Source organism: Variovorax sp. MPBD4-3 (assembly GCF_058809745.1).
The window spans coordinates 1-15,869 of sequence record NZ_JBXASW010000023.1 but is presented as its reverse complement, the minus strand read 5'-3'; the positions used below and the strand labels follow the sequence as shown (position 1 = coordinate 15,869).

Genomic DNA, 15,869 nt, shown 5'->3' with positions numbered 1-15,869 from the left:
GATCGATTTTCGTGCTGCTCAGCAAGAAAATAAATCACTTTCGATCATTGAAGTCTCTCCTTAAAGTTGCGCCCGGTTCAACTCTGACTGGCGAAACTTTCATGTCCACCGCGACCACCCGCATCCCGTTCCATCTGGCGTTTCCTGTCCGCGACATTGCCGAAGCTCGAGCGTTCTACGGCGAACTGCTCGGTTGCCCCGAGGGCCGCAGCGCGCCGGAATGGGTCGACTTCGACTTCTACGGCCATCAGATCGTGGCCCACCTGGCCCCGGACGAATGCGGTCATCGGCAGAGCAGCGCCGTGGACGGCCACGACGTGCCGGTACGTCACTTCGGCGCGATCCTGCCGATGGATCAATGGCAGCGCATGGCCGACAAGCTGGTGGCGCGTCAGACACAGTTCGTGATCGAACCTTACGTGCGCTTCAAGGGAGAGCCCGGCGAACAGGCCACGATGTTCTTTCTCGACCCCTCGGGCAACGCGATCGAGATGAAGTCCTTTGCCGACCTGAGCTCGCTGTTCGCACGCTGAAAGCCCGCCATGCCCACGAGCAACACGAAATCGGTGGCATTGGCTGCCATACTGGTCGCCTGCGCTTCTGCTTCGGCCCAGTCCGACACCTTGGGCAAGATCAAGGAGTCGAGCTCCATCACCATGGGCGTGCGCGATGCTTCGGGCGCCATGTCTTTCACGCTGGGCCCCGGAAAGTACACAGGCTTTCATGTGGAGATCTGCGAGCGAGTCATCGCCGACATCAGGAAGGCGCTGCACCTCGACAAGATCGACGTGAAGTACCAGCTCGTGACACCGCAGAACCGAATCCCCCTCGTACAGAACGGCACGGTGGATATCGAATGCGGGACGACCACCAACAATGCAGCGCGGCAGAAGGACGTCGCGTTCGCGCCCACGTTGTATGTCGAGGGCATCCGAATCGCCGTCAAGACGAACTCGGGCATCGCATCACCTGCGCAGCTGGCCGGCAAGACGGTCGCGGCCACCACCGGCAGCACGTCCGTGCAAGCGCTGCGAAGGCTCGGGCGCGACGGCGTGGCGGGCGTATCCGAAGTGCTGTCCAAGGACAACAGCGAAGGCTTCCTGCTTCTTGAAGGTGGCCGCGCCGAGGGCTTCATCGCAGACGGCCAGATTCTGGCCACGTTGATTTCCAGGAGCAAGGAACCGGAAAAGTACAGGCTCCTGGATCAGGTCTTCAGTGTCGAGCCCATTGCAATCATGTTCCGCAAGGGCGACCCGGCATTCAAGAAGATGGTCGACGACAGCATCCTGGCACTCGCCAGGAGTGGCGAAGTCTCACGCATCTACGACAAGTGGTTCATGCAGCCCATCCCTCCCAATGGCGCCAGGGTGGGGCTGCCGGCCAACGCCATGACCAAGGCCGCCTGGGCCGCTCCGTCGGACAAGCCGCTGGAGGCTTACGAGGCACGCTGATGCGCCCCATTGCCCCCAGACGACGCGTTGCCGCCTCGCGCACTGCATCCATCTTGCGCCACGCGGGACGGCCATCCGCCCGGGTGCCTGGTCCAGGTGCACGGCTACGGCTTGCGCAGGCGGCCCGACTTTCCCGCGCGGCCGCGCGTGGGCAGCAGCGGGTTGCCCGGCTGCGCATCGGCGGCCTCCCGCAGGTGCTCTGCAAAATGCGCCACGATCGGTGGACTGACCCGCGGCTTGCGTTGCAGCAGGCCGATCTCGCGGTAGAAGGTGAACTCCCCGAGCGAAACGACACGGACTCCGGAAGGCAGGGGAAGGTGCGCTTCGACCAGCGGAACCAGCGCGACCCCCAGGCCCTTGGAAGCAAGGTGGATCAATCCGGGAATCTCATCGATCTCGATCGCATCGTTGACCGAGACCGCCTCGCGGCGGAGAAATCCCTCGACCATGCGGCCGCCGAAAGAAGCCCGGTCATACCGAAGGAACGGCTGCTGCTGAATCAGCGCGCGCCAGTCCTTCGTCACGGGCAAGGCCTTGGGTACCACCAGCACATAAGGCTCGTGAATCAGCGCCTGCCACGTCAGATCGGAAGGCAGGCCGAAAGGTGGGCGGATGATGACCGCCGCATCGATCTTTCCCGCATCGAGGTCATCCATCAAGCGCATCGAAACGCCCGGCGACACATGCACGCGTACCAGTGGAAAGGCCTTGCGGAGCTTTTCGAGCGCGCGTGCCAGCAACGTGGGCTGGGCCGAAGCGATCGAGCCTATGCGCAGCAATCCTCTGGTGGCATTGTCCTCGGGCAGCTCCCCGAGTTTTGCGAACAGCGCGCAGATCTCTTCGGCGCGCGGCAGGGTCGTCTGCCCCGCAACGTTCAAGGTGGCGGAGCGCCCGGTTCGATCGAACAGTTCGAAACCCAAGGCCTCTTCCAGCCGCTTGATCTGGCTGCTCACCGCGGATTGGGTAAGACCGATGCGGTCCCCCGCTGCCGCGAAGGTGCCGTGCTTGCACACCGCGATGAAGGTCTTGAGTTCGCCAATCACCGCACGAGCATCTCAAATATCGATGAAGAGGTCAATGATTCATCGAATGAATCGTTCAATACAACGCAACGAATGACGGAGCCCAACGCTCTCCAACCTCAACCAGGAAAACCATGAGCAATCCCATCTACGTCCAGGAATACAAGGCCATCGCCGAAGTGCTGCAGAAGTACAACGAAGGCGGCAAGCAGGCCAGCAGCAGCATCATGAAACCGGCCTTCAGCGAGCAGGCGACCATCTTTGGCGTCGGGGCCGATGGCCAGTTGACGGGCGGCCCGATCCAGGGGTTGTTCGACACCATCGACAGCGCCTTCCGCCCGTCGCCCGAAGCACAGGGCGTGATCGTCGGCATCGACATCGTGGGCACCGCCGCCAGCGCCCGCATCGACACCAACGACATTTCGGGCTTCTGCTTCACCGACTTCTTCAATCTGCTGAAGTTCGACGGCAAGTGGACCGTGGTCAGCAAGATCTACCACACGCACGTCGCGCCCTGAGTACTGCCAGCGATCGCGACGGCGTGTTCGTGCAGAAGCGCCGAACCGTGGAAGGCCACGGATGCTTCAGCGCGTGTTCTTCGTGATCTGCGGCGTCTTGACCGCCCCGATGCCGCCCAGGAACAGATCGGCCACGATCGGCGCGATGGCCGCGTGGTCGAGCCGGCCGTCGGGCTTCATCCAGGTGAACATCCAGTTGATCATGCCGAACAGCAGCATGGTCAGCGGCTTGGCGAGGTCGTCGCTCGGCGCGCCGGGGCGCAATGCCGAGACTGCGCGCGCAAAGCCCGCGACCACCTCGCGCTCCTTGTCGAGCACGCGCTCGCGGTCGGCCTCTTCGAGAAAACGCACGTCGTCGGTCAGCACGCGGTGCGCGTCCTGCGCGCCGGCGTATTCCTCGACGATGCGGTAGATGAAGCGGCGCAGGCGCTCTTCGTCGGTCTGCGTCGAGGCTTCTTCCTCGGCCACCAGGGCCGCGAGCTTGGACACGTGCGTCTCGGCGATGCTGATCAGCAGGCTGCTCTTGTCCTTGTAGTAGTGGTAGAGCGTGGCCTTCGAGAGGCCGCAGGCCTCTGCCACCTGGTTCATCGAGGTGGCGGGGTAGCCGCTGCGCGCGAACAGTTGCGCGGCCTGCGCGAGGATCAGTTCACGCTGGTCGTCGTAGGTGGCGGATCTTCCACGCGGCATCGGGTCGGTTTCCTGGGTTGGGCTGTTGGAACAACGCGCGATCTTGCACGAAGCGCGATCGAGATCAGCCGCGCCTGGTCGCGATGAGCGAGCGCACGTCGGTGGCCGGCAGGCGCGGCCTGCCCTGCTCCACCCGGGCGAGCGGCGCCACCTCGTGCAGGCTGGCGAGGCTGCGTACCGTGAGGGCCTGGTAGGTCTGCGTGCCTTCCAGCTTCCAGGCGATCTCGTCCTCGGTCAGCTCGCGCTTCACCTTGGCCGGGATGCCCGCCACCAGCGAGCGCGCCGGCACCTTCATGCCGGCCGGCACGAAGGCGCAGGCCGCGACGATGGCTTTCTCGCCGATCTCGGCCTCGTCCATGACCACCGCGTTCATGCCCACCAGCGCGTCGCGCCGCACGATGCAGCTGTGCAGGATCGCGCCGTGGCCGATGTGGCCGTTGGCCTCGATCACCGTGTCGTTGTCGGGAAAGCCGTGCACGCAGCAGTGGTCCTGCACGTTCGAGCCCTCCTCCAGCACGATGCGGCCGAAGTCGCCGCGCAGGCTGGCGCAGGGGCCCACATAGCAGTTGGGGCCGACGATCACGTCGCCGATCAGCACGGCCGTGGGGTGCACGTAGGCGCTCGGATCGACGACCGGGATCACGCCGTCGATGGAATAGCTGGGCATTCGGTCTCCTTGGTCTTCGGGTCTCAGGGTTTGCCCTGAAGCGACCCCGCTTGTGTCGGAATCGAGGTCGATCCTAAAATCAACCGAACGGTCGGTCAATAGTGTTTGCACGCCAGGCCGCCTCCCACGAAGGACGAAAGAGACACGCAATGACTGAGCCTTTGGTACTCATGAGCAACGCGGGCGCGGTGCGCACGCTGAGCCTGAACCGCCCCGCGGCGCTCAACAGCTTCACCACCGGGCTGCATGCCGAGCTGATGGCCGCCCTCGAAGCGGCGGCGAACGACGAGGGCGTGCGCTGCGTGGTGCTCACCGGCGCCGGCCGCGCCTTCTGCGCGGGGCAAGACCTGGCCGACCCGTCGGTCGCGCCCGACCACACCCCCGGTGCCGCGCCCAAGGACCTGGGCCATGTCATCTCCAGCTACTACGCCCCGCTCGTCGCGCGCCTGCGCTCGATGCCGGTGCCGGTGGTTGCCGCCGTCAACGGCGTGGCCGCCGGCGCGGGCGCCAACCTGGCGCTGTGCTGCGACCTCGTGGTGGCGGGCCGTTCGGCCAGCTTCATCCAGGCCTTCACCAAGATCGGCCTCGTGCCCGACACGGGCGGCACCTGGCTGCTGCCGCGCCTCGTCGGCTCGGCCCGCGCGCTGGGCATCGCGATGCTCGGCGACAAGCTGCCCGCCGAGGAAGCCGCGCGCATCGGCCTGATCTGGCAGTGCGTGGACGACGCGGCCCTGGCCGAAACAGCCGCCGCGCTCGCCACGAAGCTGGCGGGCATGCCCACCCGCGCCCTCGTCGCCACCCGCCAGGCCATGGCCGCCGCGCAGGACATGGACCTGGACGCCGCCCTCGCCGAAGAAGCCCGCGTCCAGCGCGACCTGGGCAACGCCGACGACTACCGCGAAGGCGTCGAGGCCTTCCGCGCCAAGCGCGCGCCCGTCTTCAAGGACCGCTGAGCATGACCGACACACAACGCACGCCGCAGCAGACGGCCGAATACGTCCGCGACGGCATGTTCGCCAACGACAACGCCACCAAGGGCCTGGGCATGCGCATCGTCGAGGTCGGCCCCGGCCAGGCCACGATCGAGATGCGCGTGCGCTCCGAAATGCTCAACGGCCATGCCACCTGCCACGGCGGCTTCATGGCCACGCTGGCCGACTCCACCTTCGCCTTCGCCTGCAACTCGTACAACGAGCTGACCGTGGCCTCGGGCTTTTCCATCGACTTCATCGCCCCGGCGCGCGAGGGCGACCTGCTCACCGCGCGCTGCCACGAAGTGTCGAAGGCCGGCCGCACCGGCGTGTACGACACCGAAATCACCAACCAGCGCGGCGAGCGCATCGCGATGTTCCGCGGCCGCTCCTACACGGCCAAGGGCCGCCCCGCCGTCGCTGCCTGAGGAGACATCCAGACCATGACAGCCAGACACCCCGCCCCCGGCGAACTCGACCCCATCGAAACCGCCAGCCGCGACGAGATCGCGGCACTGCAGCTGACCCGCCTGCGCGCCACGCTGCAGCGCGCGTACGACAACGTGCCGCACTACCGCAAGGCTTTCGACGCCAAGGGCGTGCACCCGGGCGACCTGAAGTCGCTGGCCGACCTGTCGAAGTTTCCGTTCACGGTGAAGAGCGACCTGCGCGACAACTACCCGTTCGGCATGTTCGCCGTGCCGCGCACGCAGGTGGCGCGCATCCATGCCTCGTCGGGCACCACCGGCAAGCCGACCGTGGTGGGCTACACGAAGAACGACATCGACACCTGGGCAGACCTGGTCGCGCGTTCCATCCGAGCGGCCGGCGGGCGTGCCGGCGACATGATCCACGTGTCCTACGGCTACGGCCTGTTCACCGGCGGCCTGGGCGCGCACTACGGCGCCGAGCGCGCGGGCTGCACCGTCATCCCGATGTCGGGCGGCCAGACCGAGAAGCAGGTGCAGCTCATCCAGGACTTCAAGCCCGACATCATCATGGTCACGCCCAGCTACATGCAGGTGATCATCGAGCAGTTCGAGCGCCAGGGCCTCGACGCGAAAGACAGCTCGCTCAAGATCGGCATCTTCGGCGCCGAGCCGTGGACCGAAGCCATGCGCCGCGACATCGAGGCCAAGGCCGGCATCGACGCGGTCGACATCTACGGCCTCAGTGAAGTGATGGGCCCAGGCGTTGCCAGCGAATGCGTGGAGAGCAAGGACGGCCCCGTGATCTGGGAAGACCACTTCTACCCCGAGATCATCGACCCCGAGACCGGCGAGCTGAAGGCCGACGGCGAAGAAGGCGAACTGGTCTTCACCTCGCTGAGCAAGGAGGCCATGCCCATCGTGCGCTACCGCACGCGCGACCTCACGCGGCTGCTGCCGCCCACCTCGCGCGCGTTCCGCCGCATGGGCAAGATCGTCGGGCGCAGCGACGACATGATGATCATCCGCGGCGTCAACGTCTTTCCCACGCAGGTGGAGGAGATCGTGCTCGCGCACGAGCGCCTGTCGGGCCTCTACCAGGTGCACGTGCGCCGCGACGGGCTGCTCGACGAGGTCGAGGTGCACTGCGAGCTGCAGCCGCGCACGAGCATCGACGAGAGCGAACGCAAGGCCATCGCGAGCTGGGTGCAGGACCGCGTGAAGACGCTGGTCGGCATCTCGACCACGGTGCGCGTGTTCGACCCCGACTCCATCGAACGCACGCAGACCGGCAAGGCCCGGCGCGTGTTCGACACCCGGCCGCGCTGAACGCGCGCCGCTTCAACCCTCTTTCCAAAGGACACGCACATGTACACCCAGGCAATGGACACCATGGGCAAGGACGCAGGCGACGGCAAGCAGAAGGCCGTGCGCTCCGCCGAAGAGATGCGGCTCGAGGAGCGCTTCGACGCCCACATCGACGCCGGCGACTTCATCGAGGCGAAAGACTGGATGCCCGAGCACTACCGCAAGACGCTGGTGCGGCAGATCAGCCAGCATGCGCACTCGGAAATCGTCGGCATGCTGCCCGAGGGCAACTGGATCAGCCGCGCGCCCACGCTCAAGCGCAAGGCCATCCTGCTGGCCAAGGTGCAGGACGAAGGCGGCCACGGCCTCTACCTGTATGCCGCGGCGGAGACGCTGGGCACCTCGCGCGACCAGATGTTCGACGCGCTGCACAGCGGCAAGGCCAAGTACAGCTCGATCTTCAACTACCCCACGCTCACCTGGGCCGACATGGGCACCATCGGCTGGCTGGTCGATGGCGCCGCCATCATGAACCAGGTGCCGATCTGCCGCTGCTCGTATGCGCCGTATGCGCGCGCCATGATCCGCATCTGCCGCGAGGAAAGCTTCCACCAGCGCCAGGGCTATGAAGCCCTGCTCACCATGATGACCCACGGCACCGACGCGCAGAAGGCCATGGTGCAGGACGCGGTCAACCGCTGGTGGTGGCCCTCGATCATGATGTTCGGCCCGCCGGACGACCAGTCGCCCAACAGCGCGCAGTCGATGCGCTGGGGCATCAAGCGCTTCAGCAACGACGAGCTGCGCCAGAAGTTCGTCGACGCCACGGTGGAGCAGGCGCGCATCCTCGGCGTGACCCTGCCCGACCCCGACCTGAAGTGGAACGAGGAGCGCCAGGCGCACGACTTCGGCGCCATCGACTGGAGCGAGTTCTGGCGCGTGATCGGCGGCGACGGCCCCTGCAACCGCGAGCGGCTGCAGGCCCGCGTCGACGCCTGGGAAGAAGGCGCATGGGTGCGCGAAGCCGCGATGGCCCATGCCAACAAGCAACCGATGAAGGAGGCGGCATGACCGTCGAACAGAAACAAGAATGGCCCCTGTGGGAAGTTTTCGTGCGCAGCAAGGCCGGCCTCGACCACAAGCACTGCGGCAGCCTGCACGCGGCCGATTCGAAGATGGCGATCCAGATGGCGCGCGACGTGTACACCCGCCGCCAGGAAGGCAGCAGCATCTGGGTGGTGCGCTCCGAGCAGATCGTGGCCAGCGACCCGGGCGACAAGGACATGTTCTTCGACCCGGCGGAAGACAAGGTCTACCGCCACCCGACCTTCTACGCGCTGCCCAAGTCGGTCGACCACATGTGAGCAGGGCCAGGACCATGCAAGCATCGATCGAACTGAACCGCACGCCCGCCGTGCAATACCTGCTGCGCATCGGCGACACCTGCCTCGTGCTGGCACAGCGCCTGGGCGAGTGGTGCGGCCACGCGCCCGTGCTGGAAGAAGACATCGCGATGGCCAACATCGCGCTCGACCTCGTCGGCCAGGCCCGGGCGCTGCTCACCCACGCCGGCAAGCTGGAAGGCGCCGGCCGCGAGCATGACGAAGACCAGCTCGCCTACCTGCGCGAGGAGCGCGACTACTTCAACCTCACCATCGCCGAGCTGCCGCGCGGCGACTTCGCCTTTGCCGTGGTGCGCAACACCATGGTGTCGACGCTGCTCAAGCTGCTGTGGCAGCGCCTGGCCGCATCGAGCGACGCCGAGGTGGCCGCCATCGCCGGCAAGGCGGTGAAGGAAGCGCGTTACCACCAACAGCACTCGGGCGACTGGGTCGTGCGCCTGGGCGACGGCACGGAAGAATCGCGCCACCGCACGGAGAAAGCGCTGAAGCAGCTCTGGCTCTACGTGCCCGAGCTGTTCGAGAGCGACGCCGTGGATGCCGAAGCCAGCGCCAGCGGCCTCGGCCCGGCCTGGAGCGAACTGCGCGAGCCCTGGCTCGCCGACATGCAACAGGTGCTGGATGCCGCCGGCCTCGCCATGCCCAAGGAAGCCGCCTTCCGCAGTACCGGCAAGCACGGTGTGCACAGCGAGCACATGGGCTACATCCTGGCCGAGATGCAGCACCTGCAGCGCAGCTTCCCCGGAGGCGTGTGGTGATGAACGCGCTGGCGTCGCGCGTCGATGCGGCGTGGGCCGTGCTCCACACGGTGCCCGACCCCGAGGTGCCGGCCGTGTCGGTCTGCGACCTGGGCATCGTGCGCGAGGTGATCGCGCACGAAGACGGCCTGGAGATCGTGCTCACGCCCACCTACTCCGGCTGCCCCGCCACCGAAGCCATCGAGCACGACGTGCTGGCCGCCGTCGAGCAGGCCGGCCTGGGCCGCGCACGCGCCACGCTGCGCCGCGCGCCCGCATGGACGAGCGACTGGATCAGCGAGGAAGGCCGCGCCAAGCTCAAGGCCTACGGCATCGCGCCACCCGCCCACCTCACCCCGGAAACCGCGGCCAACACCGCCATGCCGATCAAGCTCTTCGGCCGCATCGCCGGCGAGCGCATCGCCTGCCCGCGCTGCGCGAGCGAGCGCACCGAGCGCCTCTCCGCATTCGGCTCCACCGCCTGCAAGGCCCTGTACCGCTGCATGGCGTGCAAGGAGCCGTTCGAACACTTCAAGCCGATCTAGAAAAGCAACCCCGCGATGAGCACCCTCTTCCATCCCCTGCGCGTGAAGGCCATCGAGCCCGATACGGCCGAGGCCGTCATCGTGTCCTTCGAAGTCCCCACCGACCTGCAGGAAGTGTTCGGCTTCACGCAAGGCCAGTACCTCACGCTTCGCAAGGACATCGACGGCCAGGACCTGCGCCGCTCCTATTCGATCTGCGCCGGCCTCGACGACGGCGAGCTGCGCGTCGGCGTGCGCAAGGTGCGCGGCGGCGTGTTCTCCAACTGGATCAACGCCAGCCTGCAGCCCGGCGACACCCTGCAGGTGATGGCGCCGCAGGGCCGCTTCTTCGTGCCCATCGAGCCGGCCTCGGCGCGGCACCACGTCGGCATCGCGGGCGGCAGCGGCATCACGCCGATCCTGTCGATCATGAAGACGGTGCTGGCGCGCGAGCCCGCGAGCCGCTTCACGCTGATCTACGGCAACCGCCAGCTGCAGTCCACGATGTTCAAGGAAGAAATCGAGGACCTGAAGAACCGCTACATGACCCGGCTGGTGCTGCAGCACGTGTTCTCCGACGAGCACACCGATTCGCCCCTGGGCTTCGGCGTGATGAACCGCGAGAAGATCGGCGAATTCCTGCACAGCGTGGTGCCTGCAGCGCAGATCGACCATGTGTACGTGTGCGGCCCGTTCCAGATGAACGACGAGGCGGAGGCCGCGCTGCTCGCGGCCGGCGTGCCCGAGGAACGCATCCACATCGAGCGCTTCGGCGTGGCGCTGCCCTCGGCCACGCAGGTGGGCGCGGTGGTGCACGAGGCCCAGCCGGGCGACGCCAAGCAGTCGCGCATCACCATCGTGCGCGACGGCCTGCAGCGCGAGATCACCTTCACCGAAGGCCAGCCCAGCATCCTCGACGCGGCTTCGGCGGCGGGGCTGGAAGTGCCGTTCTCCTGCACGTCGGGCGTGTGCGGCACATGCCGCGCCAAGCTGGTGGACGGGGAAGTCCGAATGGAGCGCAACTTCGCTCTCGACAAGAATGAGGTGGCCGCGGGTTTCGTGCTGACCTGCCAGGCGCACCCCCTCACCGAATGCGTCACGCTCTCCTTCGACGAGCGGTGATAGATACTTCAGTCCTCAACAATTTTTCAACCCGGAGACAAGTCCAAATGAAATTCTTCAAGCCCCTGCTGATCGCAGCGCTGTGCGCCACCGCCGCCGCCTCGTGGGCCGACGTCAATGTCGGCGTCACCATCTCGGCCACCGGCCCGGCAGCATCGCTGGGCATCCCCGAGAAGAACACCATCTCGCTGATGCCCAAGACGATCGGCGGGCAGAAGATCAACTACATCGTGCTGGACGACGCCTCCGACACCACCGCGGCCGTCAACAACACGCGCAAGCTCATCGCCGAGAACAAGGTCGACGTGATCCTGGGCTCGACCACCACGCCGGCCTCGCTCGCCATGATCGACGTGGCCAGCGAAGCGCAGACGCCGATGATCTCGGTGGCCGCGTCGGCGCGCATCATCGAGCCGATGGACGCCAAGAAGAAGTGGGTGTTCAAGACGCCGCAGAACGACATCATGATGTCCCTGGCCATCGCCGAGCACATGGCCGCCAACGGCGTGAAGACCGTCGCCTTCATCGGCTTCTCCGACGCCTACGGCGAAGGCTGGTCGCAGGAATTCGCCAAGGCCGCCGACCTGAAGAAGATCAAGGTCGTGGCCAACGAGCGCTATGCCCGCACCGACACCTCGGTGACCGGCCAGGCCCTGAAGATCATGGCCGCCAAGCCCGACGCGGTGCTGGTGGCCGGCTCCGGCACGCCGGCCGCGCTGCCGCAGAAGACGCTGAAGGAACGCGGCTACGGCGGCAAGATGTACCAGACCCACGGCGTGGCCAACGCCGACTTCCTGCGCGTGGGCGGCAAGGACGTGGAAGGCACCTTCCTGCCCGCCGGCCCGGTGCTGGTGGCCGACCAGCTGCCGGCCAGCAACCCGGTGAAGAAGTCCGCGCTCGCCTATGTGGCTGCGTATGAAGCCGCCTACGGCAAGGGCTCGGTCTCGACCTTCGGCGCGCACGCCTGGGACGCCGGCCTGCTGATGAGCTCGGCCGTGCCGGCCGCGCTGAAGAAGGCGCAGCCCGGCACGCCCGAATTCCGTGCGGCGCTGCGCGACGCGCTGGAGCAGACCAAGGATGTGTCCGGCGCGCACGGCGTGTTCAACATGACCGCGCAGGACCACCTGGGCCTGGACCAGCGTGCGCGCGTGATGGTGAAGATCGAGAACGGCGCCTGGAAGTATCAACCCTGATCCTGGGCTCACCCCCAGGCTCCGCGCACTTCGTGTCGCTTCTCCCACCCCCTGCCGGGGGCAACACCTGAGGCCCGGCAAAGCCGGTTCCTCGGTGTTCCTGAACTGAGTCACGGGCGACGCCCGAAGGTTGTTTTATGGATTTGCAGATTGCCCTGTTGCTGGGGCAGGACGGCATCGTGAACGGCGCGGTCTACGGACTGATGGCGCTCGCGCTGGTGCTGGTGTTTTCGGTCACGCGCGTGATCTTCATCCCGCAGGGCGAGTTCGTCGCCTTCGGTGCGCTCTCCATGGCCGCGCTGCAGGGCGGCCGCGCGCCTTCCACGCTGTGGCTGCTGCTGGCGCTGGCGGTGATCGTGCTGGTGGTGGAAGCATGGCGCTGGAAGCGCGGTGCCGTCGTCGACTGGCGCTCGGCGCTGACCTGGTGCGTGGGCTTCCCGGCCGTGGCCGCCGTGCTGATACTGGGCCTGAAGCCCACGTCGCTCGCGATGCAGTCGCTCGCCACGCTGGTGCTGATCGCGCCGCTGGGCCCGCTGCTCTACCGCGTCGCCTATCGCCCGCTGGCCGACGCCAGCGTGCTGATGCTGCTGATCGTCTCGGTGGCGCTGCACGGCGTGCTGGTCGGCCTGGGGCTCTTCTTCTTCGGTGCCGAGGGTTCGCGCACCAGCGCGTTCTCCGAGGCGCGCTTCGACCTCGGCGGCATTCCGGTCAACGGACAGTCGCTGGTGGTGGTCGGCGTCACGCTGGTGCTGGTGATCGCCATGTTCTGGTTCTTCGGCCGCTCGATGATCGGCAAGGCGCTGCGCGCCACCGCCATCAACCGCGTGGGCGCACGGCTGTCGGGCATTCCCACCGAACTGTCGGGCGACCTGAGCTTCGCGCTGGCCGCCGTCATCGGCGCCATCTCGGGGCTGTTGATCGCGCCCATCACCACGGTCTACTACGACACCGGCTTCCTGATCGGCCTGAAGGGCTTCGTGGCCGCCATCGTCGGCGGGCTCGCGAGCTATCCGCTGGCGCTCGCGGGCGCGCTGCTGGTCGGCCTGCTCGAAGCCTTCTCTTCCTTCTGGGCCAGCGCATACAAGGAAGTGCTGGTCTTCACCCTGATCATTCCGGTGCTGCTGTGGCGCTCGCTCAACAGCCATCATGTGGAGGACGAGGAATGAACCCGTCTCCGTCGACCACCGCTTCCACCGCCGCGAACGCGGCGCCCGAGGGCCGCCCGCTGGTGACGCCGCGCGTGCTCACGCTGGTCTTCATCGTCGCGCTCGCGCTGGCCTGGGGCTGGCTGCCCGAGTTCACCGTCTCGGTGCTCAGCAACATCGGCCTCTACGCCCTGGTGGCGGTGGGCCTGGTGCTGCTGACCGGGGTGGGCGGCATGACCTCCTTCGGCCAGGCTGCCTTCGTCGGCATGGGCGCGTATGCCACGGCCTGGATCTGCACTTCGCCCACGGCCGCCGGCTGGCTCGGCGGCCTCGCGGGCTCGGCGCTGGTGCCCTGGCTCGGCCTGCTGCTGGGGCTGGTGCTGACCTTCGCGCTGGCCTGGGCCCTCGGCGCAGTCACGCTCAAGCTTTCGGGCCACTACCTGCCGCTGTGCACCATCGCCTGGGGCCTGAGCCTGTACTTCCTGCTCGGCAACATGGAATTCCTCGGCGGCCAGACCGGCATCACCGGCGTTCCGCCGCTGGTGGTGGCGGGCGTCTCCTTCGCCACGCCGCGCATGCTGGGCGTGGTGATCTGGGCCGTGCTGCTGCTCGCGCTGTGGGCCATGCACAACCTGCTCGACTCGCGCGAGGGCCGCGCCATCCGCGCGCTCAAGGGCGGCCGGCTGATGGCCGAGTCGATGGGCGTGGACACCGCGCGCCACCGCATCAAGCTGTTCGTGCTGGCGGCCCTGCTCGCGGCCATCTCGGGCTGGCTCTATGCGCACATGCAGCGCTTCGTGAACCCCACGCCTTTCAACCTCAACATCGGCATCGAGATGCTGTTCATGGCGGTGGTGGGCGGCGCGGGCCACCTGTGGGGCGCGGTGCTCGGCGCCACGCTGATCACGCTGCTCAAGGAGAAGCTGCAGGACGTGCTGCCCGCGCTGCTGGGCACCAGCGGCAACTTCGAGGTGGTGGTGTTCGGCCTCTTGATGCTGTTCGTGCTGCAGCGCTTTGCCGACGGCCTGTGGCCCACGCTGGCGCGGCTGTCGCGCCGCTGGGTGCGCGAAGTGCCGCGCGCCGCCGGCGCCGGTCCCGCCGCGTCGACGATGGAACCGCTCGCGCAGCGCGCGGTGCCCGCCGCCGGCACCCTGCTGCTGCAGGCCGACGGCGTGAGCAAGCGCTTCGGCGGCCTGGTGGCCAACAACGACATCTCGATGACGCTGAAGGCCGGCGAGGTGCATGCGCTGATCGGCCCCAACGGCGCCGGCAAGAGCACCTTCTTCAACATGATCTCGGGCGTGGACGACCCGACCACGGGCGAAGTGCGCCTGGTGGGCCAGCCGATGTCGGGCAAGCCTTCGCGCGCCTTTGCCGCGCTGGGCCTGGGCCGCACCTTCCAGCACGTGCGCCTGCTGGGGCAGCGCAGCGTGGCCGAGAACGTCGCGCTCGGCGCCCACCTGCGTGCGAAGCGCGGCTGGCTCGCGGCCATGCTGCGCCTGGACCGCGCCGAAGAAGCCGCGCTGATGGCCGAAGCCCGCAAGCACATCGACCGATGCGGCCTCGGCGCGCATGCCGAGACCCCCGCCGCATCGCTCTCCCTCGGCCAGCAGCGCGTGGTCGAAATTGCCCGCGCGCTCGCCGCCCAGCCTTCGGTGCTGCTGCTCGACGAACCCGCCGCCGGCCTACGCCACCTGGAAAAGCGCGCGCTCTCCGAGCTGCTGAGCCAGCTGCGCGCCGAAGGCCTCGGCATCCTGGTGGTGGAGCATGACATGGAGTTCGTGATGAACCTGGCCGACCGCATCACGGTGCTCGAGTTCGGCACCGTCATCGCCACCGGCACGCCCGCCGAAGTGCAGGCCAACCCGCGCGTGCTCGAAGCCTACCTGGGCGGCGCCGACGACGAATTGCTGGAAGACGCACGATGAGCCATCCCATTCTTCAACTGGAAGACTTCTGCGTCGCCTACCGCACCGTGGAAGCGGTGCACGGCGTGCGCCTGCAGGTGAACGAAGGCGAGATCGTCACGGTGATCGGCCCCAACGGCGCCGGCAAGACCACGCTGCTGTGCGCGGCCATGGGGCTGCTGCAATCGACCGGCCAGCTGATGCTGGACGGCGAGCGCATCGCGCGCCCCGGCGTCGAGACCATGGTGGCGCGCGGCGTGGCGTTGGTGCCCGAGCGGCGCGAGCTGTTCGGAGAGATGTCGGTCGAAGACAACCTGCTGCTCGGCGGCTTCTACCAGTGGCGCAAGGGCAAGCGCGACCAGCGCGCGCGCATGGACGAGATCTTCGAGATCTTCCCGCGCCTGAAGGAACGCCGCCCTCAGATGGCCTCCACGCTCTCGGGCGGCGAACGCCAGATGCTGGCCATCGGCCGCGCGCTGATGGCGCGCCCGCGCCTGCTGATGCTCGACGAGCCCTCGCTGGGCTTGGCGCCGCTGGTGGTGCGCGAAGTGCTGCGCGTGGTGTCGCAGTTGCGGAGCCACGGGGTGTCGGTGCTGCTGGTGGAGCAGAACGCACGCGCCGCGCTGCAGGTGGCCGACCGCGCCTATGTGCTGGAGATGGGCGCCGTGGCGCTCGAAGGCAAGGCGCGCGACCTGCTGCATGACCAGCGGATCATTGATACCTACCTGGGTATCGGCAAGAAGGATTGAACGGTTTTTCTTCCTCCCCTACCGGGGGAGGGTTGGGGTG

18 protein-coding genes are annotated in these 15,869 nt (G+C 67.3%); 15 read left to right on the top strand and 3 right to left on the bottom strand.

What is annotated here, in order from left to right; translation table 11 throughout:
* Positions 1 to 155: 155 nt before the first annotated feature.
* Positions 156 to 533: a VOC family protein gene (locus tag AC1RVW_RS15620; protein ID WP_409196338.1), complete on the top strand. Its 378-nt coding sequence runs from the start codon at positions 156 to 158 to the stop codon at positions 531 to 533.
* A gap of 9 nt (positions 534 to 542) precedes the next feature.
* Positions 543 to 1,451 (top strand): amino acid ABC transporter substrate-binding protein, encoded by a 909-nt coding sequence (locus tag AC1RVW_RS15615; RefSeq protein WP_493200948.1) that lies wholly within the window; start codon positions 543 to 545, stop codon positions 1,449 to 1,451.
* Positions 1,452 to 1,555: 104 nt separating this feature from the next.
* Here the strand turns inward: AC1RVW_RS15615 and AC1RVW_RS15610 are convergent, their stop codons facing one another.
* Positions 1,556 to 2,494: a LysR family transcriptional regulator gene (locus AC1RVW_RS15610; RefSeq protein ID WP_081265699.1), complete on the bottom strand. Its 939-nt coding sequence runs from the start codon at positions 2,492 to 2,494 to the stop codon at positions 1,556 to 1,558.
* Between the two features lie 113 nt (positions 2,495 to 2,607).
* Here AC1RVW_RS15610 and AC1RVW_RS15605 point away from each other — a divergent pair, with 113 nt between their 5' ends.
* A complete protein-coding gene (locus AC1RVW_RS15605) occupies positions 2,608 to 2,991 on the top strand; it encodes a nuclear transport factor 2 family protein (protein ID WP_493200945.1) in 384 nt (127 codons plus the stop codon).
* A gap of 66 nt (positions 2,992 to 3,057) precedes the next feature.
* Here AC1RVW_RS15605 and AC1RVW_RS15600 read toward each other — a convergent pair whose 3' ends face one another.
* Both AC1RVW_RS15600 and AC1RVW_RS15595 read right to left on the bottom strand, forming a co-directional pair.
* Complete coding sequence (locus AC1RVW_RS15600; RefSeq protein ID WP_106935487.1) at positions 3,058 to 3,678, bottom strand: TetR/AcrR family transcriptional regulator; 621 nt, start codon at positions 3,676 to 3,678, stop codon at positions 3,058 to 3,060.
* Between the two features lie 64 nt (positions 3,679 to 3,742).
* Positions 3,743 to 4,345 carry a phenylacetic acid degradation protein PaaY gene (locus tag AC1RVW_RS15595; protein ID WP_205367873.1) on the bottom strand — a complete coding sequence of 201 codons (603 nt, stop codon included), beginning with the start codon at positions 4,343 to 4,345 and terminating at the stop codon, positions 3,743 to 3,745.
* A gap of 149 nt (positions 4,346 to 4,494) precedes the next feature.
* Here AC1RVW_RS15595 and AC1RVW_RS15590 point away from each other — a divergent pair, with 149 nt between their 5' ends.
* The 12 genes from AC1RVW_RS15590 to AC1RVW_RS15535 all read left to right on the top strand — a co-directional run bounded on the left by AC1RVW_RS15590 (position 4,495) and on the right by AC1RVW_RS15535 (position 15,829).
* Positions 4,495 to 5,298, top strand: a complete 804-nt coding sequence (locus AC1RVW_RS15590; protein ID WP_493200942.1) for an enoyl-CoA hydratase-related protein — start codon at positions 4,495 to 4,497, stop codon at positions 5,296 to 5,298.
* 2 nt (positions 5,299 to 5,300) lie between these two features.
* Positions 5,301 to 5,744, top strand: a complete 444-nt coding sequence (gene paaI, locus AC1RVW_RS15585; RefSeq protein ID WP_106935490.1) for a hydroxyphenylacetyl-CoA thioesterase PaaI — start codon at positions 5,301 to 5,303, stop codon at positions 5,742 to 5,744.
* Positions 5,745 to 5,759: 15 nt separating this feature from the next.
* The gene (gene paaK, locus AC1RVW_RS15580) at positions 5,760 to 7,073 is read left to right on the top strand and encodes a phenylacetate--CoA ligase PaaK (RefSeq protein WP_106935491.1); all 1,314 of its coding nucleotides are present in this window, start codon (positions 5,760 to 5,762) and stop codon (positions 7,071 to 7,073) included.
* A gap of 39 nt (positions 7,074 to 7,112) precedes the next feature.
* Positions 7,113 to 8,123 carry a 1,2-phenylacetyl-CoA epoxidase subunit PaaA gene (paaA, locus tag AC1RVW_RS15575; RefSeq protein WP_081265692.1) on the top strand — a complete coding sequence of 337 codons (1,011 nt, stop codon included), beginning with the start codon at positions 7,113 to 7,115 and terminating at the stop codon, positions 8,121 to 8,123.
* Positions 8,120 to 8,416, top strand: coding sequence for a 1,2-phenylacetyl-CoA epoxidase subunit PaaB (paaB, locus tag AC1RVW_RS15570; protein ID WP_081265691.1), 297 nt, complete (start codon positions 8,120 to 8,122; stop codon positions 8,414 to 8,416). The genes paaA and paaB overlap by 4 nt, the downstream gene beginning before the upstream one ends.
* Positions 8,417 to 8,430: 14 nt before the next feature.
* Positions 8,431 to 9,210, top strand: a complete 780-nt coding sequence (paaC, locus tag AC1RVW_RS15565; RefSeq protein ID WP_493200938.1) for a 1,2-phenylacetyl-CoA epoxidase subunit PaaC — start codon at positions 8,431 to 8,433, stop codon at positions 9,208 to 9,210.
* Entirely contained in the window at positions 9,210 to 9,734 is a 525-nt protein-coding gene (paaD, locus tag AC1RVW_RS15560; RefSeq protein WP_493200936.1) for a 1,2-phenylacetyl-CoA epoxidase subunit PaaD, read from the top strand. Before paaC ends, paaD begins: the two co-directional genes overlap by 1 nt.
* Positions 9,735 to 9,749: 15 nt before the next feature.
* Positions 9,750 to 10,835 (top strand): 1,2-phenylacetyl-CoA epoxidase subunit PaaE, encoded by a 1,086-nt coding sequence (paaE, locus tag AC1RVW_RS15555; RefSeq protein WP_081265688.1) that lies wholly within the window; start codon positions 9,750 to 9,752, stop codon positions 10,833 to 10,835.
* A 47-nt stretch (positions 10,836 to 10,882) separates the two neighbouring features.
* Entirely contained in the window at positions 10,883 to 12,028 is a 1,146-nt protein-coding gene (locus tag AC1RVW_RS15550) for an ABC transporter substrate-binding protein (RefSeq protein ID WP_493200935.1), read from the top strand.
* A gap of 137 nt (positions 12,029 to 12,165) precedes the next feature.
* Entirely contained in the window at positions 12,166 to 13,194 is a 1,029-nt protein-coding gene (locus AC1RVW_RS15545; RefSeq protein WP_493200933.1) for a branched-chain amino acid ABC transporter permease, read from the top strand.
* Complete coding sequence (locus AC1RVW_RS15540; RefSeq protein WP_285412255.1) at positions 13,191 to 15,101, top strand: branched-chain amino acid ABC transporter ATP-binding protein/permease; 1,911 nt, start codon at positions 13,191 to 13,193, stop codon at positions 15,099 to 15,101. Before AC1RVW_RS15545 ends, AC1RVW_RS15540 begins: the two co-directional genes overlap by 4 nt.
* Entirely contained in the window at positions 15,098 to 15,829 is a 732-nt protein-coding gene (locus tag AC1RVW_RS15535; RefSeq protein WP_081266386.1) for an ABC transporter ATP-binding protein, read from the top strand. The genes AC1RVW_RS15540 and AC1RVW_RS15535 overlap by 4 nt, the downstream gene beginning before the upstream one ends.
* Positions 15,830 to 15,869: the final 40 nt, after the last annotated feature.

Bases quoted from the DNA above. Each gene is read 5' to 3' on its own strand.
- AC1RVW_RS15615 (WP_493200948.1), top strand. From the start codon at position 543: ATGCCCACGAGCAACACGAAATCGGTGGCATTGGCTGCCATACTGGTC.
- AC1RVW_RS15605 (WP_493200945.1), top strand. From the start codon at position 2,608: ATGAGCAATCCCATCTACGTCCAGGAATACAAGGCCATCGCCGAAGTG.
- AC1RVW_RS15600 (WP_106935487.1), bottom strand. From the start codon at position 3,678: ATGCCGCGTGGAAGATCCGCCACCTACGACGACCAGCGTGAACTGATC.
- AC1RVW_RS15595 (WP_205367873.1), bottom strand. From the start codon at position 4,345: ATGCCCAGCTATTCCATCGACGGCGTGATCCCGGTCGTCGATCCGAGC.
- AC1RVW_RS15590 (WP_493200942.1), top strand. From the start codon at position 4,495: ATGACTGAGCCTTTGGTACTCATGAGCAACGCGGGCGCGGTGCGCACG.
- paaI (WP_106935490.1), top strand. From the start codon at position 5,301: ATGACCGACACACAACGCACGCCGCAGCAGACGGCCGAATACGTCCGC.
- paaK (WP_106935491.1), top strand. From the start codon at position 5,760: ATGACAGCCAGACACCCCGCCCCCGGCGAACTCGACCCCATCGAAACC.
- paaA (WP_081265692.1), top strand. From the start codon at position 7,113: ATGTACACCCAGGCAATGGACACCATGGGCAAGGACGCAGGCGACGGC.
- paaB (WP_081265691.1), top strand. From the start codon at position 8,120: ATGACCGTCGAACAGAAACAAGAATGGCCCCTGTGGGAAGTTTTCGTG.
- paaC (WP_493200938.1), top strand. From the start codon at position 8,431: ATGCAAGCATCGATCGAACTGAACCGCACGCCCGCCGTGCAATACCTG.
- paaD (WP_493200936.1), top strand. From the start codon at position 9,210: ATGAACGCGCTGGCGTCGCGCGTCGATGCGGCGTGGGCCGTGCTCCAC.
- paaE (WP_081265688.1), top strand. From the start codon at position 9,750: ATGAGCACCCTCTTCCATCCCCTGCGCGTGAAGGCCATCGAGCCCGAT.
- AC1RVW_RS15550 (WP_493200935.1), top strand. From the start codon at position 10,883: ATGAAATTCTTCAAGCCCCTGCTGATCGCAGCGCTGTGCGCCACCGCC.
- AC1RVW_RS15545 (WP_493200933.1), top strand. From the start codon at position 12,166: ATGGATTTGCAGATTGCCCTGTTGCTGGGGCAGGACGGCATCGTGAAC.
- AC1RVW_RS15540 (WP_285412255.1), top strand. From the start codon at position 13,191: ATGAACCCGTCTCCGTCGACCACCGCTTCCACCGCCGCGAACGCGGCG.
- AC1RVW_RS15535 (WP_081266386.1), top strand. From the start codon at position 15,098: ATGAGCCATCCCATTCTTCAACTGGAAGACTTCTGCGTCGCCTACCGC.